We start from the raw sequence: 26,106 nt of genomic DNA on the forward strand, positions 1-26,106 counted from the left end.
GGGAGTGTCGCCGTCGTCAGTATTGGAGTGTCCCTGCATCCGGAAGGACGAACCCTCGTGAACAAGATCATCTTCATGATGTCGATGTCACTGGACGGCTACTTCGAGACGACCGAGCACAGTCTTGCCTGGCAGGACATCTCCGACGAGCTGCACATCCACTTCAACGAGGAGATCGGCGCCGCCGGTGGCATGCTCAACGGCCGGCGCACGTACTCGCTGATGGCCGGCTTCTGGCCGACGGCCGACGAGGACCCCGACGCGCCGAAGTTCGTCGCCGACTACGCCCGCATCTGGCGCGACGTGCCGAAGGTCGTCTACTCCCGCACCCTGCAGTCGGCGTCGTGGAACACCACGATCGTGCGGGAGGTCGTGCCAGCCGAGGTCGAGGCGCTCAGGTCGGCCGCGTCCGGCGACCTCTTCGTCGGCGGACCTGACCTGCTGACCACGTTCCAGCGGCACGGCCTCGTCGACGAGTACCGCATCTACGTGCACCCGGCCGTGATCGGCGCCGGCAACCCGCTGTTCCACCCCGGCACCTCGCTGCGACTGCGCCTGACCGAGTCCCGCCCGTTCACCAACGGCGTCGTCCTGCTGCGGTACGCGTCGTAGCCCCTTCTCCGGTCTTCGGGGTGGCTCCTTGTTCGCTCTTTCTTGAGCGGCTTCAGTCGTGCCCGGCTTCAGTTGTGCCCGGCTTCAGTTGTGCCCGGCTTCAGTCGTGCTGCCCGGTGGCGCTTTGCGCGGCGCCGCCGGGTGGCGTCAGCAGCTCGAGCGCGGCGTGGTCGGGGCCGCCCGGGTCGGCCCGGAACATGACGAACCGCTGCCCGTCCACGGCCGTCAGGATCTCCGACGTCAGCTCCAGGCGCCCCGCCCGTACATGCTGAAACGCCCGCCGCGAGCCGCTCTTCACCCGCACGTCATAGGTCGCCCACAGGTCCGCGAACTCGTCGCTGCGGTGCTGCAGGTCGGCGACCAGCCCGGCACGCTCCGGCCCGTCGGCGACCGTGCGCAGGTGCGCCACGCAGTCCTCCGCCATCCGCCGCCACGACACGAACACCTCCCGGGCCGCCGGGTGCGTGAACACGTACGTCACCAGGTTCCCCGGCACCGTCAGACCTGGGAGCAGCGAACCGCCCTCCTCGTTGGCGGCGAGCAGATCGCTGGTCTGCGTCAGCACGTACGCCGGAGTCGGCCGCACCGTCTCCAGCAACTCCAGCAGCGCCGGCCTGACCTCCTTCCCCGACTCCTTGACGTCGTCCGCCGGACCGGCCAGGCGGTGCAGGTGCGCCCGCTCGTCGTCGTCGAGCCGCAGCACACTCGCGAGCGCGTCGAGCACCGACCGGCCCGGGTTGGTGTCCCGCCCCCGCTCCAGCCGCGTGTAGTAGTCGACGCTCACCCCCGCGAGCGCCGCCAGCTCCTCCCGCCGCAACCCCGGCGTCTGCCGCCGCCCGGTCCCGGCGGGCAGCCCCGCCTCGGCCGGACTGACCCTGCCGCGCCGGTTGCGCAGAAACTCCCCGAGACTCACGGTCTGATTCTGCCGGTCTTCTGCTTCCCCGGGAGGGGCCCTGCGAGGACCCCTCCCGCTGGGACCTGGCCTGACCTGGTCCTCCCGCCCTTGTACGAACGGCGGCAGGCTGCTGGTCATGACACAGCAGCACGTACTGGTGATCGGCGGCAGCTCCGGCATGGGCCTCGCCCTCGCCGCCCGACTCCTGTCCACCGGCCGCCGCGTGACGATCGCGGGCCGTTCCCCCGACCGCCTCGCCGCCGCGGCCGCCCACCTCGCATCCCCCGTCACCTGCGTCCAGGCCGACGTCAGCGTCGAATCGCAGGTCGCCGCCCTCGCAGACGACACGCTCGACCACGTGGTCGTGACGGCCGCCGACGCGGTGGGCGCCTACGCGCCGCTACCCTCCTTCACCCTCACCGCGGCCACCGCGGTCCTCGCCACGAAGGTCCTCGGCCCCTGGCTGGTCGCCAAACACCTCGCCCCCGCCCTGCGCCCCGGCGGCTCGCTCACCTTCACGTCGGGCATCGCCGCGTACCGCCCAGGCCCCGGCGCCTCGATGATCGCCACCGCCAACGGCGCCCTGGAATCCCTGGCCCGCTCACTCGCCCTGGAGCTCGCCCCCATCCGCGTCAACGTCGTCTCACCCGGCTGGGTCGACACCCCCATCTGGGACACCCTCGCCGGCCCAGCGAAACACGACCGCCTGTCCGCCATGGCCGCCAAACTCCCCACCGGCCGCGTAGGCACCCCCGACGACATCGCCCAGGCCTTCCTGTCCCTCCTCGACAACCCCTTCATCACCGGCACCGTCCTCCACGCAGACGGCGGCCACCGCCTCGTCTGACTGTGCTTGCTCCGCGGGCAAGCCCGCGGGGCGGGGGATTCTCACCCCGCACCCCCAATGCTCGCTCCCGCTCGCACTGCCAGCGCTGCCGCGCGGCAGCTTCACCCGCATGCGCGGGGGCAGCGTCGGCCCCGCGCACCGGCGGCGGCTTCGGCTACGCGCGGGCCGGCTTCAGCTCCTCGCGGCGGGGTTCGCTTCGGCTGCACGTGTGTCATGGTCTCGACCGCGTGTGTGGGGCGGCCGGCTCCGGTCGTGTGCGCGGACCCAGCATCAGCTCCTCGCGGCGACGGCTTCGGCTACGCGCGGGCCAGCTTCAGCTCCTCGCGCTGGGGGTTCGCATCGGCTACACGTGTGTCATGGTGTCGATCGGGTGCGTGCGGCGGTTGGCTTCGGTCCTGTGCGCGGGGCGGCTTCAGCTCCTCGCGCCGGAGCTCGCTTCAGCTGCGCGCGTGTGATGGTCTCGATCGAGTGCGTGCGGTGGTCGGCTCCGGTCGTTTGCGCGGGGCGGCTCCGGCGACGGGCGGGTGACGGCCTCGGTCGCTTGCGCGTGAAGGTCGGTCGCCGCGTCGCGGCGGTGGTGGCGTGACGCATCCAGGAGGTCACGCCACCCGCCCGAGTCAGCGGTCCCGATTGCGGAACATTCCGAGCGCCAGCGGGACCCCGATGATCCCGGCGAGCAGAGCGACCGCAACCCCGATCCAAAGTCCTGCACTTATGCGAGGCCTCGTGCCCGCCACGCCTTCGCGGCAAACTCTCGGCAGAGCCCGCACCCGCAGCCTGTCTCCGAGGCCCTGTGCCGACCTCGCGCCGGAGCCCGCGCCCGTGGCTGGCCGCCGATCGCTTCCGCGCTGCCGGCGACTTCCTGGTCCGTCGCATGGGTGCCCGTCGCATGGGTGCCTGACGAGTGGACGCCAATTGCCAAGCGACCCGCGTGTTCAGACTTCCCGCCGCTCGAGCCTGCTGCGAATCAGGACTCCTCGGGGTCAGGGTCTCCTGCGGGGCCGCCGCCGAAGCTGACCTCGTTGCCGTCGGGGTCGGCGTAGATGGCTTTCCTTACGCCGTTGTCGTACGTCTCCGTTCTCGTCGGGGTGAGACCGCGCTCGGCGGCTCGGGCCAGGCGCTCGTCGAAGTTGTCGACGAACACTGTGTGCATCGCGTGGCCTGCGCGCTCCGGAAGGAGCTCGATGTACAGGTACCGGTGCTCGGCCAGCGCCCACACGGCCTCCGTGTCGTTCGGCTCGAACTCGGGCGGCTCGCCGAGCAGTTGCTCGTAGAACCGCCGTGCTGCCGGCAGGTCGCGCACCGCGATGCCCGCGAACAGGTCGACCGTCATGTCCACCATCCTCTCAATCGGCCCGCAGTGCGCGAGCCGGCTCGGTGATGCGGGGTCATCCGTCGAAGCCCGTGGCGCCGTCGGTCTGCTCTCGGAGGATGTCGGCGTGGCCCGCGTGCCGCGCGGTCTCCTCGATGAGATGGACATACAGCCAGCGCAGCGAAACCCGGCCCAGGCGCGGTGACGGCACCGTGTCGTCGAGCGCGAAACCGGCGCAGATCTCCCGCGACGTGGCGCACGCCGCCCGGTAGTCGGCGACGAGCGACTCGATGCTCGCGTCGCCGGGCACGTCCCAGTTGTCGCTCGGCGACGCGCGGTCCCCGCCGGGCACGGGCCGCCCGCCGAGCACGCCGTGGAACCACTCGCGCTCCACGTCGGTGAGGTGCAGCACCAGTCCCGCTAACGTGGTCCGGGACGGCACGAGCCGCCGTGAAGCGTCCACTGTGGACAGGCCCGAGACCTTGCGGACGACGATGTCGCGATACAGGTCGAGGAACGTTTCCAGTACATCTCGCTCGCCGGCGGCGCTGACGAGCTCGTCGGGAGCGAGCGGTGGCGCAGGGCTCATGCGTCAACCATAGGATCTGGGTATGACACTTTCGCGGCTTCAGGACTCGCTCGACCTGATGTGCGCGACGGCGGCTCCCGACGCCGCCGCCGTGGCCGCGGTCGACGCATGGAGCCGGCGGACGGGGCTGGCGCTGCCGGCGGCCGTCCGCGAGTTCTACACCACCGACGTCTCCCTCGAACTGTCCGACGGCGGCACCTGGACGCTGCCCTTCACCAACCTGTGGCGCGAGTTCAGCGGCGACGCGACGCTGTGGACACTCGACGAGGTCCTCGCCGGGATGGGCGAGGAGAAGGTGTGCTTCGAGGCCGACGTCATGCGGATGCATCACGTGTACTTCCAGCCGGCGGGCGACGATCCGGTGCTGCACCACCACACGCGCGGCGAGGGCTGGAGCGTCGAGGAGGAGCCGTTCAGCGGCTGGTTGTTCGACTGGTTCGTGTCGTTCCACAACGACTCCGGCAGCCCGGCGTCCTTCTGGGGGCCGGACGCCGACCACGACGCGTCCGAGGAGCGCCGGCCGGTCCTGCCGTTCGGCAACGAACTGTGGCTGCGCGCCCGCGACCTGCCCGTGCCGGACGCGGTCGGGCAGGAGTTGACCCGCCGTCACGGCGAGCCGACGTCGGCCGGCGCGACGAGGTACTGGGGCATGCCCGACGGCCTCATCCAGATCACCGGCGACGCCGGCGGGTCCGCCTGGTGGTTGCACGGCGACGACCCGGCGGCGCTGCAACGGATCGCCGAGTCGGTGTGGTCGTTCGGCGACCTCGCGCGGACGCTCCGCAGCTCCACGATGTGCCACGACGAGACGGCCCGGAAACTCCTCGCGACGATGCGCGCCTAGTGCTGTGACTAGCGGGTTTCGGCGGCGAGGACGAGGCGGCGGAGGAGCTCGGCGAGGGTCTGCCGCTCGTCGGCGGTGAGCGCCTCCAGCAGGATCGACTCGCCGTGGTCCTCGCGCCCGGCCTGCTGCTCGAACGCGGCGCTGCCGGCCTCGGTCAGCCGTACGTGCACCCGCCGCCGATCCGCCGTGTCGCTCGTGCGGTCGATCAGCCCCGCCTCCTCCATCGGCGCGAGCCGCGCGGACAGCGCACCGCGGGTCAGCCCGAGCACGTCGGCGAGCTGGGACGGGCTTGTCGCGTACGGCGGACCCAGCCTCCGCAGCTTCATCAGAATCTTGAACTGCCAGTGCGGCAGCCCGTCCGCGGCGAGGGTGTCCCGGCGCAACTGCTGCGTGTGCCGGGCCAGGATCGAGAGCCGCACGAAGATCGCCTCTTTGACCGGATCGAGCCACGGCAGCTCCCGCTCCCACGCCTCGATGTGCTCCTGGACATCGTCCTCCATCGCCGCTCCCGCCGCCCGAAGTAGTTTTCTTGAGGATAGTTTTTTCGATTACTACTGTCGCCGTCATGACCGAGATCGCAGTTCCCCGGCAGGTCCTCGCGTCGGCCGCCCGCGCCCTCGCCCACGCCGGCCGGTGGCAGGACGCGGCGGCCCTGCTCGACGCGGCGCCGCCCGGAGACCCGGTGCTGGCCCTCACCTCGGCGCAGGTGGCCGTCGAGTCGGATTGGTTCGCCGGTACGACCGCCGCCCCCCACCGGCTCGCCATCGCCACCCGATACGCCTCTTCACTCGATGACGAGGGACGGTGGGACCTCGCGTTCGCCGGCCTGCGGACCGAGTACCGGACCGTGCTGATGACCGACCAGGCCGAGCGCGAAGCGGCCACGGCGCTCCTCCACCGCGCCGCCACGCTGGCCACCACCGCGCCGGACGCGGTCCGCAACGGCTGGGCCGAGATGTACCAGGGCCTCATCTGCGACAACCTCCTCAACAAGCCGGACACCGCACCCGCCCACTACCGCGTCGCGCTGGAGGCAGGAGCCGCCGACCCGCTCCTCGCCCGCGAGGCGCTGCGCCACCTCGGCGGCCACGACCACGACAACGGCGACACCGAGACCGCCCTCACCCGCTGGCGCCTCGCCACGGAACTGGGCGCCGCCGCCGGCAACGTCCCCGGCACGCTGTCCCAGCAACTCCTCCTCGCCGTCGCGACCCGAGACACCGGCAACGAGGCCGGTGCCGTCACCCTGGCCACCGAGATCGCCCGCTGGGCAACGGCCATCGGCGCGCCGGCCCTCGCCGCTCAGGCGACCGCCTTCCTCGCCGGCACCGACCCATTCGCTCCACCTCCTTCGTCGGCAACACCATCCGCGCCGGCCCCGATGACGCCGCGGCCGACCCAGCCCGCACCCGCCGCCACCGGCCAGGGACAGGCCGTGCCGGCGGTCATCGTCCCGTTCATGACCGCGCCGCTGGCGACCACGCCGCGGCAATGACGGACACGTTGTCGCGCCAATGCCCGGGTGCGAAAGTTGGCTGCCGGCAGCGACCAGTAGCGGTCGCCGCCGTCCGGGGCGGACGAACGCAACGTGGCGCCGGCATCTGTCAGTAGGGCTGAGCTGGTCAGTACATCAGCCGCCAATGCCATCAGCGGCAGGTAAGGCGGGAACCCTGGCCGTTCACGGTCGGGAGGAACGCCGTTACGGACCGGGACGCTTCTGGTTGTCGATGTACTCCTTGACCACAGCGAGGGGCGCGCCGCCGCAGGACGCGGCGAAGTATGACGGCGACCACAGGTGCTCGCCCCAAAGGTACTTGCGCAGGTGTCCGGCGAACTCGCGGCGCAGGTAGCGGGCCGAGACGCCCTTGAGACTGTTGACCAGCCGCGACAGGGCGACGCTCGGCGGGTAGTTGACGAGCAGGTGGACGTGGTCGTCCTCGCCGTTGAACTCGCGGAGTTCGGCGCCGAAGTCCCGGCACACCTCGGCCATGATCTGCTGGCACCGGGTGAGGATCGGGTCGGTGAGTGCGCCACGTCGATACCTGGTGGTGAAGACCAAGTGCGCATGCAGGTGATGGACAACGCTGCGACCCCTGCGAACATCCGGATCGGGAGTCCATCGTGGTGCCATAGACCGGTTGCTACGGTGGCTGTGTGAAGCTGGTCGTGCAGGTGAAGCTCCTGCCGACGCCGGAGCAGGCGTCGGCGCTGGAAGCGACCCTGCGCGCCTGCAACGCTGCCGCATCCGACGTTGCGGCAGTGGCCCGCGGCATCGGCTGCTACCGCAACTACGACCTGCGGCGGCACGCCTACCACGGTGTCAAGGACGACTACCGGCTCGGTGCGCAGGCGGCCCAGCACGTCATCAAGAAGGTCGCCGACTCGTACCGCACGCTCGCGGCCAACCTCAAGGCCGGCAACTACGGCAAGCCCGGCTCGAAGCGCCGCCGCAAGGTCGAGACGAACCCGATCAGCTTCCGCTGGGACGCGGCGCAACCGTACGACGCGCGGATGCTGTCGTGGCGGCATGACGCCCGCACCGTCTCCATCTGGACCGTGGACGGGCGACTCAAGGCGGTGGCGTTCGCCGGATCCGCCGACCAGTTGAAGGCCGTCGCCACCCATCCGGTCGGCGAGTCCGACTTGATGCATCGCGACGGCATGTGGTTCCTGTATGCCACGGTCGAGGTGCACGAGCCCGAGATGTATGACCCGGACGGGTTCCTCGGCGTCGACATGGGTATCGCGAACATCGCCTACGACTGCGACGGCGTGCGCTATTCCGGGACGGCGTTGAACGGCTACCGACGGCGTCAGCAGCGGCTGCGTCAGCGGTTGCAGGCGAAAGGCACCAAGTCCGCGAAGCGACTGCTGGCCCGCCGCCGCAAGAAGGAAGCGCGGCACGCCGCGAACGTCAACCATCGCATCGCCAAGAGCATCGTGATCGAGGCTGCACGCACCGGTCGCGGGATCGCCGTCGAGAAGCTGACGGGTGTCCGCGACCGGGTCCGGCTGCGCAAGCCCCAACGGGTCACGCTGCACGCATGGGCGTTCCAGCAGCTCGGCACACACCTTGTCTACAAGGCGCGCCGGGCGGGTGTACCGCTGGTCGAGGTCGACCCCCGGCACACCTCCCAGACCTGTGCAGGTTGCGGGTATCGGGACAAGCGGAACCGGCCCGACCAGGAAACGTTCAACTGTCGATCGTGCGGGGTCGTTGCCCACGCTGATCACAATGCAGCTCGCAACATCGCTGCGCGCGGTGTCGTGGACTGGGGCGCAGTCAATCGCCCGCACGCGCCCTGACCTCGCAGCCAGCGAGGAAGTGACCCGCAAGCCCGCCCATTCATGGGCGGGCAGTTGACAAGTCATAGACCGTCACAGGGACATCGCGCTCACACAGCGCCGAGACGACCAGCGGCTCGACCTTGTCCCACCGGCCACCGGCCAGGCCGCAGCCGATCCTCGGCATGTGGACGGACGCGCCGAGGTCCAGCGCGCGGTCGCCGACCGTCGTCAGCGCCCGCCCGATCGCCTCATAGCGGACCGGCGGCCCGGAGCTGCCTGTCTTGATCCCGTGCTGCCCGATCATGTTGGCCACGAACACGGACGGCTGCACCTCCAGCACCCGGACGGCGCCGAGGGCGAAGTCGTTGCCGGCGCGTTCGCGATGCCAGCGGCGGTAGTCGCGCTCGGGCTCGGGCCAGCGGCGGGACACGGCGAGGACGAATCCCGCGCCCCAGTGCCCCTGGTCGTTGCAGACGTGGGCGATGATCTTCGGGCCGCTCGCCTGGGGGCTGGTCGCGTCGCCTTTGATGATCCGCATTGGTGTCATGGCAGAGAGCATGCCAGCGGGGTACGACAAAATCGGGCCGGGTTCGTGACGTAGGTTCTCTGGGTGGCTGAGCGGGTGGAGATCTGGACCGACGGGGCCTGCAGCGGCAATCCGGGCCCCGGTGGCTGGGGTGCGCTGCTGCGGTACGGCTCGGTGGAGAAGGAGCTGTGCGGTGGCGAGGCCACGCCGACGACGAACAACCGGATGGAGCTGACGGCGCCGATCCGGGCGCTGACGGCACTGACCCGCGCGTCGGCCGTCGACCTGCACACCGACAGCACGTATGTCCGCAACGGCATCATGTCGTGGGTCGCGAAGTGGAAGCGCAACGGCTGGCGGACCGCCGCCGGCGAGCCGGTGAAGAACGAGGACCTGTGGCGGCAGCTCGACGACGCCGTCGCCCGGCACGAGGTCGCCTGGCACTGGGTCAAGGGCCACGCCGGCCACGTGGAGAACGAGCGCGCCGACCGGCTCGCGGCCCGCGGGCAGCGGGAGGCCCTGGAGGCGGCCGGCATGCCGGTGCCGGCGGCCACTCCGGCGCCCGTGTCCCGTCCCGCCCGCGCCGCCGCTGCCCCCGCCAGGAGCGGCACCGCGCCCGCCAGGACCGACGGCGTCCTCTGCCGGGCGCGGACGAAGTCGGGCAAGCCGTGCCCGATCGCCGCCCGCCCCTCCGGCCTGTGCCACGTCCACGACCCGGCAGTCCTCTGCGGCGCACCCACCAAACGCGGCACACCCTGCGGCGTGGCGACCGGCGGCGGCCGCTGCCAGGCCCACGCCTGAGTTCACGCGGAGGAGGCCGGGCGCGGGCGGCGGCGGTTGAGCAGCCACCAGGCGGTGACGAGGTCCTCGGTGCGGTGCAGGTCGAGGCCGGTCAGCTCCTGGAAGCGGTGGACGCGGTAGCGGACGGTGTTCTGGTGGACGGCGAGGCGGCGGGCGACCTCGCGGACCTGCTGGTCGCACTCGAGGTAGACGCGGGTGGTGTCCTCGATGTCGGTGGTGGCGCGGGCCGGGGTGTCGAGGGCCCGCATGTGCCGGGCGGTAAGGCCGGCGGCGATGCGGGTGTCGGACAGGACGAGCGGGCGCGGGCCGAGGTCGGCGAGGCGGACGAGCCCCGAGAGGTGGAACTGCTCGGCGGTGGTCAGCGCCAGGATCGCCTCCTGGAAGCCGTCGTGGAGCTGGTCGAGCGGCGCGGACGGGCCCGCGGCCACGAGGTGGCCGGTGAGGTGCTCGGGCGGGCCGGGCGCGATGAAGCCCAGGCACGTGCCGATCTCGGCGAACAGCAGCCGGTCCGCGGGCATGCGCAGGGCCGAGGCGACGGCGCGGCGGATGGCGGCGGGGTCGAGGGTGGGGGCGGCGAGCGGCACGTAGCGGGCGCGCGGGTCGAGGGTGAAGAGGTGGGCGTCGCGGTTGATCTGCTCGGCGGGGAACGTGCCGCTGAGGACGCCGGCGGCGAAGGTGGAGCGGCGTTCGGCGTCGAAGTGCGCGCGCTCCAGGGCCAGGTCGTGCTGGACGCGGGCGAAGACGGACGATGCCTCGTTGGAGAACTCCCAGGTGCTGTCGTGCACGGCGAGGAGCAGGTCCATCGGCAGGCCCACCTCGAGGCCGACCTCGTCGAGGAGGGTGAGCATCTCGCGGGAGCCCATCTGGTACCCGGCGGCGAGGACCTCCGGGGGGATGCCGCGCGCGCCGCGTTCGACGGCGAACTTGTTGAGCAGTTCGCGCAGCGCGCCGTCGGGGACGCGCAGGAACGACAGCTCCGAGACCAGGGTGTCCATGAACTGCTGGGCGGTGGCGCGGATCTCCTCGTCGGTGAGGACGTCGTAGCCCGGCAGGTGCGCTCGGGCGAGTTTGAGGAAGCGGTGGCCGAAGGCGTCCTGCCTGGCGCGCAGCAGCTCGACGGCGGCGGCGATCGTGCGGCGGGTCGGCTCGTCGAGGGTGGCGAGGTCCGGCATGCCACGGCGGGACGGCCACGACGGCGGGATCGCGCTCGTCATCGCATCACCATAGGGACTTTGTAGCCAGGAACAAAGTCGTGCGCGGGACGTTGGTTCGCACACCGTAGCTGCGCAGTGCGGGCGCCGCCACACTGTGATGCACCTCATGGGCGCGTTTGTTCCCCGCGCCATCTCCTGCTTCCGCCAAGGCAAAGGTGACAAGGATGGCAAACAGGGCGTACATCCTCACGCTGCTGTTCGTCGGCAACCTGCTGAACTTCTACGACCGGGCGCTGCCGGCGGTCGTGCTCGAACCGATCAAGGAGGAGTACCGCCTCGACGACACGCAGGTCGGGATCCTCGCGTCGGCGTTCGTGCTCGTGGCCGCGATCGCCGGCGTTCCGCTCGGGCGGCTCGCGGACCGGATCCCCCGCAAGACCGTGGCGGGCTGGGGCCTGTTCGCGTGGAGCCTGTTCACGGCGGCCGGTGGCGTGCTGACCAGCTTCTGGGGGTTCCTGGCATCCCGGGTCGGCGTCGGCGTGGGGGAGTCGAGCTACTCGCCGGCGACCGGTTCGCTGCTGTCCGACCTGTACCCCAGCGAACGGCGCTCCCGGGCGAACGCGGTCTTCATGCTCGGCTTCCCGATCGGGACGCTGCTGGCGTTCTTCACGGCGGGCGGGCTCGCCGTCGCCTTCGACAGCTGGCGCGCGCCGTTCCTGATCGCTGCTGTTCCGGGTGTACTGGTGGCGTTCCTCGTCCTGCGCGTGCGGGAACCGGAGCGGGGCGCCGCAGAGCCAGCGCAGGATAACAACCAGGAAATGCAGAAAATCAGGAATGTCCGATCCGTGTACGGGCTGATCATCGCGTTCGCCGGGTACAACTTCGCCGCGTACGCCATCGGCACGTTCCTCACCCCGGTCCTGCAGCGGTACTACGGGCTGGACCTGGTCGAGGCAGGCGCGGTCGGCGGAATCGTCATCGGCGTCACCGGCCTGGCCGGGCTGCTCGTCGGCGGCCGGCTGCTGGACGCCGCCGCCCGCAGGTCCGCCGCCGCCCGCGTCCACGTCGCCGTCGCCTGCCTCGCCGGGGCGGCCGTGTGCACCGCCGGCGGGCTGGCCGCCGGAGCGGACGCGTTGTGGCTGCTGGTTTTGCTGCTCAGCGTCGGGTACCTGCTCGGCATCATCTACCTCGCCGCCGCCGTCCCGGTCATGGCCGACGTGATCCGCCCGAAGCAGCGCTCCGGCGCGATCGGGCTCATGTCCGCCGTCGGCTACCTGCTCGGCGGCGCCGGCGGCCCGATCGTCGTCGGCATCGTCTCCGACGCGATCGCCGGCCCGGGCGCGTCCGCCGCCGCCGAGGCGAACGGGCTGAAGACCGCCATGATGATCGCCGTGCCCCTGGCGTTCGCGGTCGCCGCGGCCGGCATGCTGCTGGCGGCGCGCTCCGTGCAGGCGGACCGCGAAGCGATGCTGGCGACCGCATGAACCACACGACCGTGCTCATCGTCGGCGGCGGCTTCTCCGGCATCGCGGTCGCCAGAGCCTTGCTGGCGGACAAGACGGACTTCGTCATCCTCGAACGCGAGCCGGACACCGGCGGCGTCTGGCAGTCCAACACGTACCCGGGCTGCACCTGCGACGTGCCGTCACACCTCTACTCGTTCTCGTTCGCACCCAACCCCGACTGGTCGTCGACGTATTCACCGCAGCCGGAGATCCGCGCGTACCTGCGGCGCTGCGTCGAACAGTTCGGGCTGCTGCCGCACATCCGCTTCGGCGTGGACGTGCTCGCGGCGCGGTGGGACGAGTCCGAGCAGCGCTGGCACGTCACCACCAACGAGGGGGATTGGATCGCTCATGTACTGGTGAGCGCCGTCGGACCGCTGACCGAGCCGAAGCTGCCGGACGTGCCGGGCATCGACCGGTTCCGCGGCACGACGATGCACTCGGCGCGCTGGGACCACGGCTACGACCTGACCGGCAGGCGGGTCGCGTCGGTCGGCACTGGGGCGTCGGCGATCCAGTACGTGCCGCACGTCGCCAAGCAGGCCGGCACGCTGTACGTGTTCCAGCGCAGCGCCCCGTGGATCACGCCGCACGACAAGCGCCCGATCACCGACGCCGAACGGGCGGCATTCCGCCGGAGCCCGCGCAAGCAGCGGTTCGAGCGCGGCAAGGTGTACGCCGGCAAGGAACTGCTGGTGCTCGGCATGGCCAAGTACCCCCGGCTGATGAAGGCGCTGGAAGGCGTCGCGCGCAAGCACATGGAGCGGCAGGTCGCCGACCCCGAACTGCGCCGCGCCGTCACGCCCGACTACACCCTCGGCTGCAAGCGGATCGTGCCGTCCAACGACTGGTACCCGGCGCTGCAACGGCCCAACGTCGAGCTGGTGCCGCGGGCGCTGCGCGAGATCCGCGAGCACAGCGTCGTCGACGCCGACGGGGTCGAGCGCGACGTCGACGCCATCATCTTCGGCACCGGCTTCCACGTCACCGACATCCCGTTCGCCGACAAGGTCCGCGGCCGCGGCGGCGCGCTGATGAGCGACGGATGGGCCGGGTCGCCCCGCGCGTACCTGGGCGTGTCCGTGCCCGGCTTCCCGAACTTCTTCATGATGCTCGGCCCGAACTCCGGGCTCGGCCACAGCTCGATGGTGTACATGATCGAGGCGCAGGCCGAGCACGTCCGCCTGGCCGTCGCCGCACTCGCGAAGGCGGGCGCCGGGAGCATCGAGGTCACCAGGGCGGCGCACGACTCGTACAACAGCGACATCGACCGCAAGATGGCCGGCACGGTGTGGGAGGTCGGCGGATGCCGCACCTTCTACCAGGACGCCAACGGCCGTAACGCCACCATCTACCCCGACTGGACCTTCCGGTTCCGCCGCCAGGCCATCCGGTGGCGCCGGGACGCGTACACCCTGGAGGACGCCCGATGAAGGCGGTCACGCTCATTGACGGCCGGCTCGAGGTGGCGGACCTGCCCACGCCCCGGCCGGGCCCCGGGCAGCTGCTGCTCGCGGTGCGCCGGTGCGGCATCTGCGGCTCCGACCTGCACGCCCGCAAACACGCCGACGAGCTCGCCGACGTCCTCGCCGTGTGCGGCTATCCGCGGTACCTGCGGCCGGCGCAACAGGTCGTGCTCGGCCACGAGATCTACGGCGACGTCGTCGAGCGGGGCCCTTCCACGACCGGCCGAATCCGCACCGGAACGCCGGTCGTGGCGGTGCCGCTGGTGCGCCGCGACCAGCAGGTCGACGGCATCGGCCTGTCCGCGGACGCCCCCGGTGGCTACGCCGAACACGTCGTCGTGCAGGAGTCGCTCACCCTCCCGGTGCCGAACGGGCTCGCCCCGGACGTCGCCGCCCTCACCGAACCCCTCGCCGTCGCCTGGCACGCCGTCAACCGCGCCAAGGTGACGAAGAAGGACGTGGCGGTCGTGCTCGGCTGCGGCCCCGTCGGCCTCGCGGTCATCGCCGTCCTGAAGTCCCGCGGCGTCGCCACCGTCGTCGCCAGCGACTACTCGCCGGCCCGCCGCGCCCTGGCCACCCGCTGCGGCGCCGACATCGTCGTCGACCCGGCCACCGGCTCACCGTGGTCCGCGCTCGACGGCCACGGCTTCGTGACCGCGATGCCCGTGGAGTACGCCGCCGGCATCGACGCCATGGAAGGCCTCCACCGCCTGCCCGTGCCGTGGTGGACGGCGTGGCGCGCCCTGGACAGGCTCGGCGCGACCCGCCCGAAACGCCCCGTGGTCTTCGAATGCGTCGGCGTGCCCGGCATGATCGACTCGGTCCTCGCCGCCGCGCCGCTGCACTCCCGCATCATCGTCGTCGGCGTCTGCATGGGCGCCGACGCGTTCCGCCCCGCCCTGGCCGTGAACAAGGACCTCGACCTGCGCTTCGTCGTCGGCTACACACCCCTGGAGTTTCGCGACACCCTGCACACCCTCGCCGACGGCAGGCTCACCGTGTCACACATCGTCACCGGCCACGTCGGCCTCGACGGCGTCGACGGCGCGTTCACCGCCCTGGCCGACCCAGAGGTCCACGCGAAGATCCTCATCGACCCCACAGTCCGATGACCCCGGCACGGCCCGCGCTGCTGCCACGACGGTTCCGACCACGCCGGCAGCGGCGACGGTCCGTGTCCATGCCGGTGGTGTCCGGGCGCCCCAACGGCACGGGGTGATCGACGGCGCGACCTCGTCGTGTGGGCCAGCCCGCTGATGCGGATGATGATGAAGTCGTGGCCGCTGTCGGCACCATCCACACGTACTATCAGCGCCGACGTGGCAAAGACTGAAACCGATGGCGCGCACTCCTTCGCGGACCGAGCCTACGCTGCCGGCCGGGGGGTGCTGACTGTGACGCGACCGCCAGCCGTCGTGGCCGTTCTGAAGATCCTGGAGAACCCTGATGCTGAGGTAGCCTGCCCCCGGTGCGGCGTCGGTCACCTCACCCTCGCCAGGGCCGAGAGTTCAATTGAGGAGCGAGTTTCCTGCCCAACCTGCGATTTTGAGTCACCGGATTCCTTCCGTGGATACTCCGGCCTTCAGGCCGGGGAGGAAACGGAACTCCTGCGGAGCAGGGCAGGGAAAGCCGATCCGCCGCCAAGGCGGATAGGTGTTTGCCCGGGTGTCACCGCAAGGTTCACCCTCTAGGCGGTTATCGTGTGGGCCGTGTCCAGGGCTGTGAAGCGGGCGTTCAGGTACCGCTTCTACCCGACCCCCGGGCAGGCCGCCGACCTTGCCCGGACGTTCGGGTGTGTCCGACTGGTCTACAACCTGGCGTTGCAGGCCCGGACCGAGGCGTGGACGCTGCGCCGGGAACGGGTCAACTACCACGCCACCAGCGCGATGCTCACCGGCTGGAAGAAGACCGGGGAACTGGCGTTCCTCAACGAGGTCTCCTGCGTGCCGTTGCAGCAGGCGCTGCGCCACTTGCAGGTGGCGTTCACGAACTTCTGGGCGAAGCGTGCCAGGTATCCGACGTTCAAGTCCAGGAAGCGGTCGCGCCGCTCGGCGCAGTACACGACCAGCGCGTTGCGCTGGCGCGACGGCCGGCTCACCCTGGCCAAGATGACTGAGCCCCTGGACATCGTGTGGTCCCGGCCGCTGCCCGAAGGAGCTTCGCCGTCCACGGTGACCGTGTCGCAGGACACCGCTGGCCGCTGGTTCGTGTCGCTGCTCTGCGACGACCGGGTCGAGCCGGTCCCGGCCACGGGCGCGGTCGGTGTCGACGCAGGGCTCAACAGCCTGCTCTGCCTGTCCACCGGGGAGAAGGTCACCAACCCCAAGCATGAACGCCGGGACCGAGCCGCGCTCGCCCGCGCCCAACGCAACCTTGCCAGGAAGGAGAAGGGGTCCGCGAACCGGGCGAAGGCCCGGCTGAAGGTCGCCCGCGTCCACGCCCGGATCACCGACCGGCGCAGGGATCACCTGCACAAACTGAGCACTCGACTCGTTCGTGAAAACCAAACGATCGTGATCGAGGACCTGACGGTGCGCAACATGATCCGAAACCACCGCCTCGCCCGCGCCATCGGCGACGCGGCCTGGCGGCAGTTCCGCACCATGCTCGAATACAAGACCGACTGGCACGGCCGCACCCTGGTCGCCGTGGACCGCTGGTTCCCGTCGTCCAAACTGTGCTCGACCTGCGGTGCGCTCGCTGAACATATGCCGCTGCACGTGCGGACGTGGACCTGCCGGTGCGGCACCGTCCACGACCGCGACGTCAACGCGGCCCGCAACATCCTCGCGGAGGGGCTCTCCGTGATCGCCTGTGGAGGCGGTGTAAGACCTCAACGAGAGTCCTCTCGGACGGGGCAGTCGTCGGTGAAGCAGGAACCCCCTGGGGCGACCCAGGAAATCCCCGCCCTTTAGGACGGGGAGGACTGTCAAGGGTTCGTCTTACCCCACCAAGCCAAGCGACGGTTCTGTTTAGACCGCGTCTCATTTGGAGGCTGAATGTGGAGCGTTGGTGTCCCGGCGGGGTGTTCGAGCCGGCCGCTGTGCGGACGGCAAGGTGCTCGACAAGCTTCCGCCGCCGACGATGCGGTGGCGTCCCCGCCGGCGGCGCCCCAGTGCTCGCGCAGGGCCGGTTCGATGCCGTCGAGGTGTGCGCGCACGAGACCGGGCACGAACGTCAGGGCGCCGACTGGCCACCAGCGGGCTGCGCGCTCGTCGTGTGGCTGGCGGTGCAGCGACGGGCGGGCCAGCTCGCCCGGCGTGAACGCCTGCTCGACCGCCCGCTCGACCGCCCGATAGCACGTGCGCACGCTCGGGCGGAGGGCGCCACCGCCGTCGCCGGCGTGCTCACCGGCCGGGTCGACCCGTCCGGACGGCTGCCGGTCAGCTTCCTCGACGAGGCGCTCGCCCCCGCCGTGACCCGGGTCTTCGCCGACGTGGACGGCGAGCCGCTCGTCGCCCACGTCTCCTTCGCCCCCGACGGGCCGGCCACCCCCGCCGAGGCCCACCGGCGCTGCCTGTCCCGCCTGCCGGTCTGGCGTCCGGCACGAGCCGCAAGTAGGTCGCGGACGGGGGTTGCGGAGGGCTACTAGGGTGCCGGACACCCCGCCCTCAACGGAAACGGTTGGCAACGCATGCCCACGACAGACGAGATCATCAAGGACGTCCGCACGAACGGCGGCACCCACCTCGACCTGTCCGGCCGCCGGCTCACGAGGCTTCGTCCGGCCATCCGAGATCTCACCACGGTCACCACCCTCGACCTGAGCGACAACCGGCTGACCGCGCTGCCCGCCTGGATCGGCGACCTGACCGCGCTGACCGAGATACGCCTCGACAACAACCAGCTCACCGCGCTGCCTGACGAGATCGGCGAGCTGGTCGCGCTCCAGCACCTCACGGCCAGTCGAAACCAACTGCGGACGCTGCCCGACCGGATGCGCGACCTTGCTGCGCTGACCACGCTGCGGCTCGATGGCAACGAGCTCGCGACGCTGCCCGAGTGGTGCGCGGACCTGCGCTCCTTGCACACCCTGACCGTCGAGGGCAACAAGCTGACACGGCTGCCGGACACCATCGGCGAGTGTGCCGCACTCGTCGAACTTCGCGCCGGGAACAACCTGATCCACGCGCTGCCGGAGACGATCTGCGATCTCGGCGGTCTTCGTACGCTGCTCCTGGACCACAACAAGATCGTGGCGTTGCCCGAGTCGATCGGAAAGCTGTCCTCCCTGACCGGACTGCTTCTCAACACGAACCAGCTCACCGCCTTGCCGGCGTCGTTCGCCGACCTCGTCAACCTGATCGGGCTGTCGTTGGGATCCAACCATTTCACTGAGTTCCCGGCCCAGCTGCGCGGCTGCACCGCCCTCAAGCGTCTCTACTTCACCGGCATGGTGAGCGAACTGCCCAGCTGGATCGGCGAGCTGACCCGGCTGACAGAGCTCGACATCCGCAGCAGCGGTCGGCTGACCGAGTTGCCCGAGTCGATCGGCAATCTCACCGCACTGACCTCGCTGAACCTCTCCGGCCATGAGCTCGCGACGGTCCCCGAGTCGATCGGCCGGCTCTGCGAGCTGGAGACCTTGGACCTGTCGTACAACAAGCTGCGCTCATTGCCCGACTCGATCGGCAACCTGCACGCGTTGCGCGCGCTCTACCTCGATGAGAATCTGCTCACCGAACTGCCCGAGTCGATGCAGGGGCTCGACCGGCTGCAATTGGTCCGCGCCAGGTTCAACTCGTTCACCGGGAAGCCGCGCGTTTCGGCGACCACGAAGGTAGAGGCCAAGCCCAACCGGTACTGACGCGCGCGCCTGAAATGGACTTTAAGACCCTGTTTCATTTGGGAGTTTTGAGTAGCTTGCGGTAGCAGATGAGGGTGCAGGCGATGGTGGTGAACGCGGCGAAGTGGGTGGCGTAGCGGTCGTAGCGACGTACCAGGCGTCGGTAGCGCATCAGCCACGACAGCGTTCTCTCGATCACCCAGCGGTGCCGGCCGAGGCGTTGTGAGGACTCGACCTTCTTGCGGGCGATCCGCACGGTGATACCGCGTCGGCGGACCTGCGCCCGCAGCGCTTTGTGGTCGTAGGCCTTGTCGGCGTGGAGCTTGTGGACAGGCGGCGGGGTCGGCCGCGCCGGCCCGCCACCGCGGGCATGCCGTCCAGCAGCGGCAGCAGGATGGCCGCGTCGGGGGTGTTGGCCGCGGAGATGGCCGTCGTCAACGGCAGGCCGCCACGCTCGACCATGGCATGGATCTTGCTGCCGGGCTTGCCGCGGTCGACCGGGCTTGGACCGGTCAGATCGCCGAGGAGGTCGGCCGAGCGGTACGAAACACGGTTCGTTGAACGTCTTCCATAGGCACGAGACTAGTTTGTGGTTCGCGCCAGTGGTGCCAACAGGCCATGCGCTGGTCACGACCGCCCCGACGGGACCGCCGCCGAGCGATTTGCGCGCGGATACCGCTTCGTCCTGGTGGCCACGGACGTCACGCTGCTGGCCCGGGCGGCCGGCCAGGCACTGCGCCTGGCCGACCGCTCATGACGGGCAGGACTCGGCTGTCCGCCGGGCGGCACCCGCAGCAGTCCACAGTGGATGGCACCCGGTCGGCCGCGCCACGGCTGAGCAGTCAACCCCTCGGCCGATGCCGGCCCGGGCGGGATCGTCGACCGATTGTGCCTGCTCGGCCCGATTCGTGTTGTGGCTGGCGCGCGACCGGAGAGGCCACCTCAATGCCTGGCCGCTGGGCGCTCAGTCCGTCGGCTGGGCCTGCCGGGCCTGACGGTCGCAGAACACCGCTTCGATCAGCCCGGCCAACGCCTTGGGGAACACTGCTGCCGGGTCGATGTCCCTCATGGTCAGCGAGGCGGTCAGGGTCTTGCTGCCGTCGGGCCTGCTGATCATCAGCGCTCCGTAGCCGCCCGGAGCGCCGCCGTTGTGGTGCACGATCGTGCCATTGCCCGGGCCCAGGTCCTGCACCCACAGCCCCAGCCCGAGGCCGAACTTGCCGTGCGGCGTGAGCATCTCGGCCAGCAGCGGGGCCGGCAGCAGCTTGCCGCCCAGCAGCGCGGTGATGAAGGTGCGGAGGTCGCCGGCGGTCGAGATCAGGTCACCGGCGCCGGCCAGCAGGGAGGGGTTCTGGCGGCTGACGTCGGCCACCTTCCACTCGCCGGCGTCCTGGTAGCGGTAGTAGCCGTGGGCGTGCGGCCCGGGGAGATCCGGCGAGGTGGCCGACACGACGGTGTCGGACAGATCGAGCGGCCCGAGGATCCGGCGCTGCGCCTGATCGGCGTAGGAGCAGCCGGTGACCTTCTCGATCAGCAGTAGAGCCAGCGTGTAGTTGGTGTTGGCGTAGCTCTGGTCGGTGCCCGGCTCGAACCGCGCCGGCTTGGCCAGCGCGAACCGCACCAGTTCCTCGGGCCGGTACGTGTGGAATCGGTTGTCCACCCACTCCTTGCCCTGCGAGGGGAGCCCCATCACGAACGTTCCGTCGGGGTCGGGCTCGCCTGTGTAGTTGTACAGCCCGCTGGTGTGCTGCAGCAGCATCCGGACGGTGATCCGCTCGTCCAGTCCGAGCTCGGGCAGGTGGTCGGCCACCGGGTCGTCCAGCCCGAGTTTGCCCTCCCCCACCAGCTGGAGCACCACGGTGGCGGTGAACGTCTTGAGGACACTGCCCGCCCAGACCTGCCCGTTCACCGGCGGCTCGGCGGTCTCGCCCAGCTTGCTCACTCCGGCGCGGCCGTCCCAGTCGCCCCGTTCGTCGTGGATGTGCAGCTCCGCGCTGCCGAAGCCGGCGTCGACGAACGCCTCCAGGATCTGCTGCAACTCCGGACGATCCTGCCCGCCGGCCACGTCGTAGGCCGGGAGGTTGTGGGCGGTGATGTCGCCGTATTCGGTGGTCGCACGGATGTTCAGCTGGGCGGCGGCACCTTCGGAGTTCCTGAGCGTGTTGCGGATCCGGCCGGAAGAAGTGCCGGCGTCCAGGGAGGCCGAGACTCCGTGCGCGGCGCCGACCGAGATCGCACCGTGCTGCGTGCGCAGCACGACCGTGCCGCGCACGGCCTCGGTGATGCGGATGTCGCCCTGCTGGGTGCTGATCTCCGCGGGGCCGCCCAGACGGCCGACCGAAATGTCGCCGGCGTGGGCGACAAGGCGCACGCTCGCGGCCTCGTCGAGGTCGACCGCGCCGTGCGCGCCGTCGAAGGTGACGTCGCCGAGCCGTCCCACGGCGTTCACCGAACTCGCCACCGCCATCTGAAGATCGGTCGGCGTTCGCTTCAGCGCGGCCCCCGATCGGCAATTGCAACAGCGCCGCCCAACTCCACCATCAGCCTCGCTGAACGACAGTGACTGGGAGCCGCGAGGTACGCTCGCGTCAATCGTTTGCCGTCGACGGTGGGGTTATGGCGCAGACTTTGATCGTGTCCCGGGAGCGGGTCGGGGCATATCCGACGATTCAGGACGCTCTGGAAATCGCGACCGACGGTGCGGTGATCTCGGTCGAGGCGGGCACCTATGCCGAGGTGGTCCGGCTGCAGCGGCGCAAGGTGAGCATCGTCGCGGCGGGGAAGGCCGGCTCGGTCACGCTCGACGCGACAGGGCTCGGCGGCTCAGCCGTGGCGTGCGAGTCAGCCGAGGTCACGCTGCGCGGTCTGGTCCTGACCGCCGACGACTATCCGGCGGTCAGCGTCACCGGTGGCCGGCTCGCGATCGAGGCGTGCGAGGTCGGTGCCGTGTTCGCGGCAGGGCTCAGCATCACCGACGGCGCGCACGTCGAGGCGACCGATGTGAAGGTGACGCAGGGGCAGTACGGGATGGTCATCGAAGACTCCGACGGCATCGTCGACAAGTGCGAGGTGCGCAACATCGCCGACGACGGGGTGATCGTGCGCCTCGGGGCAAGCCCCGTCATCCGCAACAGCACGATCGAGGGCTGTGGATTCCGCGGCATCTACGTGTACCACGCCGCAAAGCCGACGATCGAGCGCTGCGACATCTCGGCCACCGGCGACGCCGGCGTCTCCGTCGCACACCAGAGCGCACCGACGATCACGGAGACGTGGATCCACGACACGCACGGTGTCGGCATCATGTTCGGCCGTGGCTGCGGCGGGCTCGTGGAGAGCTGCCGCGTCGAGTCGACGGCCACGCCGGGCATCCACGTCGACGAGGGCGCCAGCCCGACGATCCGCGAGGCCGACGAACGGCACCGGCCGCGGGTCGGCGTGCAGGCGATCGAGGGCGCGACGAAGCAGGACACCGACAAGGTCGACAAGCTCCTCGCCGAACTCGACTCGATGATCGGGCTGGCCGGGGTCAAGGGCGAGGTCCGCTCGCTGATCGACGAGATTCAGGTCAACGAGTGGCGCCGCAGTGCCGGCCTCGCCGTCGGCGCGGTCAGCCACCACCTCATCTTCACCGGGGCGCCCGGCACCGGCAAGACGACCGTCGCCCGGCTCTACGGGCAGCTGCTGAAGGCCCTCGGGGTCCTGCCCATCGGCAAGTTCAAGGAGGTTTCACGGCGTGACCTCGTCGGGCAGTACATCGGCCACACCGCGGAAAAGGCCACGACCGTCTTCGAGGAGGCGCTCGGCGGGGTCCTGTTCATCGACGAGGCCTACACACTGGCCCGCTCCGGTGGCGCCAGCGCCGACTTCGGGCAGGAGGCGATCGACACGCTGGTGAAGCTGATGGAGGACCAGCGCGACCAGGTCGCCGTCATCGTGGCCGGCTACACCGCCGAGATGGCCGACTTCCTGGACGCCAACTCGGGTCTGGCGTCGCGGTTCGCCAAGACGCTCGAGTTCGAGAACTACTCGCCGCAGGAGCTCGTGCTGATCGCGGGACGGATCGCCCGCAACGACGACTACGTCTTCGCCCCCGGGCTCGAGGACGCGTTGTACGAGTGGTTCGACCAGATGGACCGCGGGCAGAACTTCGGCAACGCGCGTGAGGCCCGCAAGCTGCTCGAAGGGATGCGCAAGGCGCAGTCCGGGCGGCTGCGCAGCCTCGGCCGGGTCCCGAGTCGCGAGGACCTCCGGATGCTCGTCCTAGAGGACCTGCTGGCCGCCGCACGATGAGGCGACCAGCAGATGAAACCCTCCATGCAGAGCCGGCAACGGATCAGGCGCCGCCACCCAGGACGGTCGGCGCCTCCGGGCGGTAGGCCCTCGTGTCCTGCTGTTTCGCGACCACGCCTCCACCGGGCGTCTCGACGCTGAACGCGACGTCGTCGGTCACGATCCGGTCGCCGGACTCGTCGGCCTCGGACCCCGTGCCGGACCCGTCGCGGCGGGCCTTGCGCGCCGTCAGCTCCGGCGACACCGTCGGGCCGGCCTTGACCCGCGGCTGCCCGCCGGAGCGACCGCCGGTCGCAGCGGCCCGCCCGCGGAGCTTGACCTCCTCGAGCTTCGACACCGCGGCACCCGTCGGCGGCAGCTCCGGAGCGTCGAGAATCGGCGCGGCCACGTCGGAGCGGGCGGTCTCCACCCCGACCCAGTCGGAGTTCGGGACCGGCTGACCGGGTTGGCCGGGCTGGCCGTTGCCTGTCGTGGTTTTGCGTGTGGTGCGCGATCCGGGCTGCCCCGGCGGCAACATCGGGCTCTGCGACGGGGCTTTGAGCACCGGCGGTGCGGCCCCGGCAGGGCGCAGCGGCGACGTGCTGCCTGCCGCCTGCCGGGACTGCGGGTGCAGCTCCGACTGGCTGCCGGGCTTGCCGCTCGCACCGCGCTGCGTGTTCTTGAGGACCGGCGGGACGGTGCCGGACTGCTGCCGCGCGAACGGTTCCTCGACCCCGCCCTGCCGCGGGATGCCGTTGAGCTTCTCCTGCTGCCTGCCCGTGCCGGCCGGGTTGGCGCGCGGATTCTGCCGTTGGGCGCGGTTGGACATCGGCGGTGCCGGCGGGGTCGAACCTGGGGAGCGCAGCGCGCCGGGGGTCATGTCGCCGGTCGGGGCGACCATGCCCTTCGCCTGGATGAGGCCCGGGTTGAGGCCCTTCGGGGCGAGCTTGGCAACCGGCGACGTGACGTTCGGGTTGAGGGTCGTCGGCTTCGCCAGGGGCTGCCCGGGCGGGCGGACACCGGGCGGCAGCACCGGCGGCACGATCGTCGGGTTGGGCAGTCCGCCTGGCGGCAGCACGTTCGGCGGGTTGGTGACGTTGAGCACCGGCTGCAGCGGGTTGGTCGAGACCGGATTCGGGATGACCGGCGGGTTCTTCTGCAGGTTGAGCAGGCTCTGATTGAGCCCCGGCGGCGGACCGCCGGGCATGCCGCCGGGCGGCCCTCCGGGGCTGATCGGGTTGGGCTGGCCGATCGGCGTCATCAGTGCGTTCATCGGGTAGAACGGCGCGCCGTGGCCGTTGCCGATCGTCGAGTAGGTCTGGAAGATCTGCTGCGCGGTGCGGTGCGCGAGCCCCTGCGCCTCGCGGGCGAACTCCTTCTTCTTCTCGTTGACCTGCTCGATCGCGTCACGCTTGTTGGCGTTGTCGTAGTCGGTCTGGTCGCCGCCGGGGATCAGGTTGTAGTGCCAGAACCAGTTGCCGAACGTGCCGTCGGTCTCCGACGCCTTGTCGATGGCCGTCTTGTACCGGCTCCACATCCCCTCCATCTCCGTGCGCGCGGCACGGACGATGGTGACCTGTGCGCGCAGCGCGGCGATGTTGTCGAGCACCGAGTCCATCCATGACTGCAGATAGGCCAGCATCTTGCCCGGCCCCTCGGTCATGAACTTGTCGCGGGCGTCGCCGTCCTTCCAGTCCTTCTCATACAGGTCGTTGCTGGTCTGCAGGACCTCCTGCTGGACGCCGAAAAGCAGCTGCCACGTCCGGTACCACTGGTCAGCCAGCGCGGAGATGTCCTCCGGGTGCTGGTTCATGATCTGCCGGCGGATGTCCTCGATCCACGGGCCGTTCTCGCCGTCGTTGGGCGGGTTGGTGAACTCGACGTCGAATCGATCGGGCACGTTGTACCACATGCCGGATCCGGAGGGGCCGGGGTGCGGCATCTCCGCGCGCATGTACCGCCAGTCTTCAGCCATCACTGCGGCCTGAGCTGGTTGATTTTGTCCTGGGCGGGCTGCTCGCCGGCGCCGACCACACCGTCGGTCTGCTCGCCGATCTGCAGGACCTTGGGGTCTTTGTTGGCCTGCGTCGTGGTGATGGTCTGGCTGTCGTCGGCGTTGGTGACCACGCTGTTGCCGGTCGTGTCGTTGCCGTCCTTGTCCTTGTTCTGCGTGTGCGTGCTCGAGACCTCGCCGTCGGTGTAGGTCGTCGTCTGCGTCTGCGAACCGGTCACCTGGCCGTCGTTGCCGTAATAGGTGGTCTGCTTCTGCACGGTGTTGCCCGACGTGGCGTATGTCGTGGTATCCGCCCGGCTCGTGTGCGTGTAGCCCGCGCGCTCCTCGGCCGTCTTCCCGTTCGGGTTCGGCGGATAGGTCACGACCGTCGTGGTCACCGTGTTGCCGGTGTACGGGTCGACCCTGGTGATGATCTCGCGGCGCACGCCGTCGGTGCTGACGGCGACCTTGTGCTGACCCTGTGCGTCGGTGAAGGTGCCCTGGTCGGTCCAGCGGACCACCACGCCCGACGCGGCACCGTTGCCGGAGCTCATGTTCTCGCTGTAGGCGTCCTGCCAGGTCTTGACCTGCTTGAGCCATTCCTCCGGATAACCGGCCGGCCGATCGGCCTTGCTGTCGCCATAGGCGAACTTGACCGCGTTCAGGTCGGCGGCGGACCAGCCGTCAGTGCCGGCATAGGCGTTGGCGATGGTCTGCGCGGCCGAGCCGGTGTTCATCAGCCCCTGCGCCAGGAACGACAGATACTGCTGCAACTCGTTGTAGTTGGCCAGCATCAGATGCGCGGTGTAGGCACCCTCGGGCAGTGCGCCGGGCGCCCACGCGTTGATCGGCATGGTGCCGAGCAGGTTGAGCTCCGGGACCTTGCCGCGGAGGTTCTCCATGATGATCTTCATATTGTTGGCGAAGTCCGCCATGCCGTCGATGTCGGCGTCGATGTTCTTGTGGCCGGCATCGAGCCACGCCGGATTCGTGTTGGCGGTGGTCTGAGACTGGTACGGGTTGTAGGGCACGTCGTCGTGCGGCTCAGCCAAGATCTCTCCCCCGTCGATCCGTGCCTCTGGTCCATCGCCCGAGGCGCTCCGGCATCCTCGTCCAGATCGAGCGTAACCGGACAGCGCCACAATGGTTAACCCTGTCCGACTGGACCGACCTTGAACTGGGGCGCTACCGTCTGGTACGCCGCATTATGGTGGGT

Annotated in this window: 23 protein-coding genes and 1 pseudogene; 13 read left to right on the top strand and 11 right to left on the bottom strand. The window is 70.2% G+C overall.

Annotated elements, in window-relative coordinates; translation table 11 throughout:
* Positions 1-57: 57 nt before the first annotated feature.
* Positions 58-612, top strand: a complete 555-nt coding sequence (locus tag AB0J72_RS05670; RefSeq protein WP_363394756.1) for a dihydrofolate reductase family protein — start codon at positions 58-60, stop codon at positions 610-612.
* Positions 613-712: 100 nt separating this feature from the next.
* Here AB0J72_RS05670 and AB0J72_RS05675 read toward each other — a convergent pair whose 3' ends face one another.
* A complete protein-coding gene (locus AB0J72_RS05675; RefSeq protein ID WP_363394758.1) occupies positions 713-1,525 on the bottom strand; it encodes a helix-turn-helix transcriptional regulator in 813 nt (270 codons plus the stop codon).
* Between the two features lie 118 nt (positions 1,526-1,643).
* Between AB0J72_RS05675 and AB0J72_RS05680 the strand changes: the two genes are divergently transcribed.
* Positions 1,644-2,354, top strand: coding sequence for an SDR family oxidoreductase (locus tag AB0J72_RS05680; RefSeq protein WP_363394760.1), 711 nt, complete (start codon positions 1,644-1,646; stop codon positions 2,352-2,354).
* Between the two features lie 967 nt (positions 2,355-3,321).
* Here AB0J72_RS05680 and AB0J72_RS05685 read toward each other — a convergent pair.
* On the bottom strand, positions 3,322-3,687 hold the full coding sequence (locus AB0J72_RS05685; RefSeq protein ID WP_363394762.1) for a VOC family protein: 366 nt from the start codon (positions 3,685-3,687) through the stop codon (positions 3,322-3,324).
* Between the two features lie 55 nt (positions 3,688-3,742).
* Positions 3,743-4,255 (bottom strand): DinB family protein, encoded by a 513-nt coding sequence (locus AB0J72_RS05690; RefSeq protein ID WP_363394764.1) that lies wholly within the window; start codon positions 4,253-4,255, stop codon positions 3,743-3,745.
* 22 nt (positions 4,256-4,277) lie between these two features.
* On the opposite strand from AB0J72_RS05690, the gene AB0J72_RS05695 reads away from it, so the two are divergent.
* The gene (locus AB0J72_RS05695; protein WP_363394766.1) at positions 4,278-5,099 is read left to right on the top strand and encodes a hypothetical protein; all 822 of its coding nucleotides are present in this window, start codon (positions 4,278-4,280) and stop codon (positions 5,097-5,099) included.
* An 8-nt stretch (positions 5,100-5,107) separates the two neighbouring features.
* On the opposite strand, the gene AB0J72_RS05700 is transcribed toward AB0J72_RS05695, so the two are convergent.
* Positions 5,108-5,599, bottom strand: coding sequence for a MarR family transcriptional regulator (locus AB0J72_RS05700; protein ID WP_363394768.1), 492 nt, complete (start codon positions 5,597-5,599; stop codon positions 5,108-5,110).
* A gap of 65 nt (positions 5,600-5,664) precedes the next feature.
* On the opposite strand from AB0J72_RS05700, the gene AB0J72_RS05705 reads away from it, so the two are divergent.
* The gene (locus AB0J72_RS05705) at positions 5,665-6,594 is read left to right on the top strand and encodes a hypothetical protein (RefSeq protein WP_363394770.1); all 930 of its coding nucleotides are present in this window, start codon (positions 5,665-5,667) and stop codon (positions 6,592-6,594) included.
* Positions 6,595-6,798: 204 nt separating this feature from the next.
* Here AB0J72_RS05705 and tnpA read toward each other — a convergent pair whose 3' ends face one another.
* On the bottom strand, positions 6,799-7,230 hold the full coding sequence (gene tnpA, locus AB0J72_RS05710) for an IS200/IS605 family transposase (RefSeq protein WP_363394772.1): 432 nt from the start codon (positions 7,228-7,230) through the stop codon (positions 6,799-6,801).
* Positions 7,231-7,253: 23 nt separating this feature from the next.
* On the opposite strand from tnpA, the gene AB0J72_RS05715 reads away from it, so the two are divergent.
* A complete protein-coding gene (locus tag AB0J72_RS05715; RefSeq protein ID WP_363394774.1) occupies positions 7,254-8,405 on the top strand; it encodes a transposase in 1,152 nt (383 codons plus the stop codon).
* Between the two features lie 40 nt (positions 8,406-8,445).
* Here AB0J72_RS05715 and AB0J72_RS05720 read toward each other — a convergent pair whose 3' ends face one another.
* A complete protein-coding gene (locus AB0J72_RS05720; protein ID WP_363394776.1) occupies positions 8,446-8,925 on the bottom strand; it encodes a macro domain-containing protein in 480 nt (159 codons plus the stop codon).
* Positions 8,926-8,997: 72 nt separating this feature from the next.
* Here AB0J72_RS05720 and rnhA point away from each other — a divergent pair.
* Positions 8,998-9,432: pseudogene (gene rnhA / locus AB0J72_RS05725) on the top strand (ribonuclease HI); the annotation flags it as partial.
* Positions 9,433-9,716: 284 nt separating this feature from the next.
* Here rnhA and AB0J72_RS05730 read toward each other — a convergent pair.
* On the bottom strand, positions 9,717-10,928 hold the full coding sequence (locus tag AB0J72_RS05730; RefSeq protein ID WP_363394778.1) for a helix-turn-helix domain-containing protein: 1,212 nt from the start codon (positions 10,926-10,928) through the stop codon (positions 9,717-9,719).
* Between the two features lie 164 nt (positions 10,929-11,092).
* On the opposite strand from AB0J72_RS05730, the gene AB0J72_RS05735 reads away from it, so the two are divergent.
* The 6 genes from AB0J72_RS05735 (at position 11,093) to AB0J72_RS05760 (ending at position 18,646) form a co-directional block, all read left to right on the top strand.
* The gene (locus AB0J72_RS05735; protein WP_363394780.1) at positions 11,093-12,352 is read left to right on the top strand and encodes an MFS transporter; all 1,260 of its coding nucleotides are present in this window, start codon (positions 11,093-11,095) and stop codon (positions 12,350-12,352) included.
* Positions 12,349-13,806: an NAD(P)/FAD-dependent oxidoreductase gene (locus AB0J72_RS05740; protein ID WP_363394782.1), complete on the top strand. Its 1,458-nt coding sequence runs from the start codon at positions 12,349-12,351 to the stop codon at positions 13,804-13,806. The genes AB0J72_RS05735 and AB0J72_RS05740 overlap by 4 nt, the downstream gene beginning before the upstream one ends.
* Positions 13,803-14,951: a zinc-binding dehydrogenase gene (locus tag AB0J72_RS05745; RefSeq protein WP_363394784.1), complete on the top strand. Its 1,149-nt coding sequence runs from the start codon at positions 13,803-13,805 to the stop codon at positions 14,949-14,951. The genes AB0J72_RS05740 and AB0J72_RS05745 overlap by 4 nt, the downstream gene beginning before the upstream one ends.
* A gap of 597 nt (positions 14,952-15,548) precedes the next feature.
* On the top strand, positions 15,549-16,754 hold the full coding sequence (locus AB0J72_RS05750; protein WP_363394786.1) for an RNA-guided endonuclease TnpB family protein: 1,206 nt from the start codon (positions 15,549-15,551) through the stop codon (positions 16,752-16,754).
* A 200-nt stretch (positions 16,755-16,954) separates the two neighbouring features.
* Positions 16,955-17,431 carry a hypothetical protein gene (locus AB0J72_RS05755; RefSeq protein WP_363394788.1) on the top strand — a complete coding sequence of 159 codons (477 nt, stop codon included), beginning with the start codon at positions 16,955-16,957 and terminating at the stop codon, positions 17,429-17,431.
* A 42-nt stretch (positions 17,432-17,473) separates the two neighbouring features.
* On the top strand, positions 17,474-18,646 hold the full coding sequence (locus tag AB0J72_RS05760) for a leucine-rich repeat domain-containing protein (RefSeq protein WP_363394790.1): 1,173 nt from the start codon (positions 17,474-17,476) through the stop codon (positions 18,644-18,646).
* Positions 18,647-18,680: 34 nt separating this feature from the next.
* Here the strand turns inward: AB0J72_RS05760 and AB0J72_RS05765 are convergent, their stop codons facing one another.
* Complete coding sequence (locus tag AB0J72_RS05765; protein ID WP_363394792.1) at positions 18,681-19,256, bottom strand: transposase; 576 nt, start codon at positions 19,254-19,256, stop codon at positions 18,681-18,683.
* Between the two features lie 333 nt (positions 19,257-19,589).
* Positions 19,590-21,218: a serine hydrolase gene (locus AB0J72_RS05770; protein ID WP_363395316.1), complete on the bottom strand. Its 1,629-nt coding sequence runs from the start codon at positions 21,216-21,218 to the stop codon at positions 19,590-19,592.
* Positions 21,219-21,241: 23 nt separating this feature from the next.
* Between AB0J72_RS05770 and AB0J72_RS05775 the strand changes: the two genes are divergently transcribed.
* Complete coding sequence (locus AB0J72_RS05775; protein ID WP_363394794.1) at positions 21,242-22,918, top strand: right-handed parallel beta-helix repeat-containing protein; 1,677 nt, start codon at positions 21,242-21,244, stop codon at positions 22,916-22,918.
* Positions 22,919-22,961: 43 nt separating this feature from the next.
* On the opposite strand, the gene AB0J72_RS05780 is transcribed toward AB0J72_RS05775, so the two are convergent.
* On the bottom strand, positions 22,962-24,872 hold the full coding sequence (locus tag AB0J72_RS05780) for a hypothetical protein (protein WP_363394796.1): 1,911 nt from the start codon (positions 24,870-24,872) through the stop codon (positions 22,962-22,964).
* On the bottom strand, positions 24,872-26,032 hold the full coding sequence (locus AB0J72_RS05785; protein ID WP_363394798.1) for a hypothetical protein: 1,161 nt from the start codon (positions 26,030-26,032) through the stop codon (positions 24,872-24,874). Before AB0J72_RS05785 ends, AB0J72_RS05780 begins: the two co-directional genes overlap by 1 nt.
* Between the last annotated feature and the right edge of the window lie 74 nt (positions 26,033-26,106).

This window comes from Dactylosporangium sp. NPDC049742 (assembly GCF_040674675.1).
Classification (GTDB): Bacteria; Actinomycetota; Actinomycetes; order Mycobacteriales; family Micromonosporaceae; genus Dactylosporangium; species Dactylosporangium maewongense.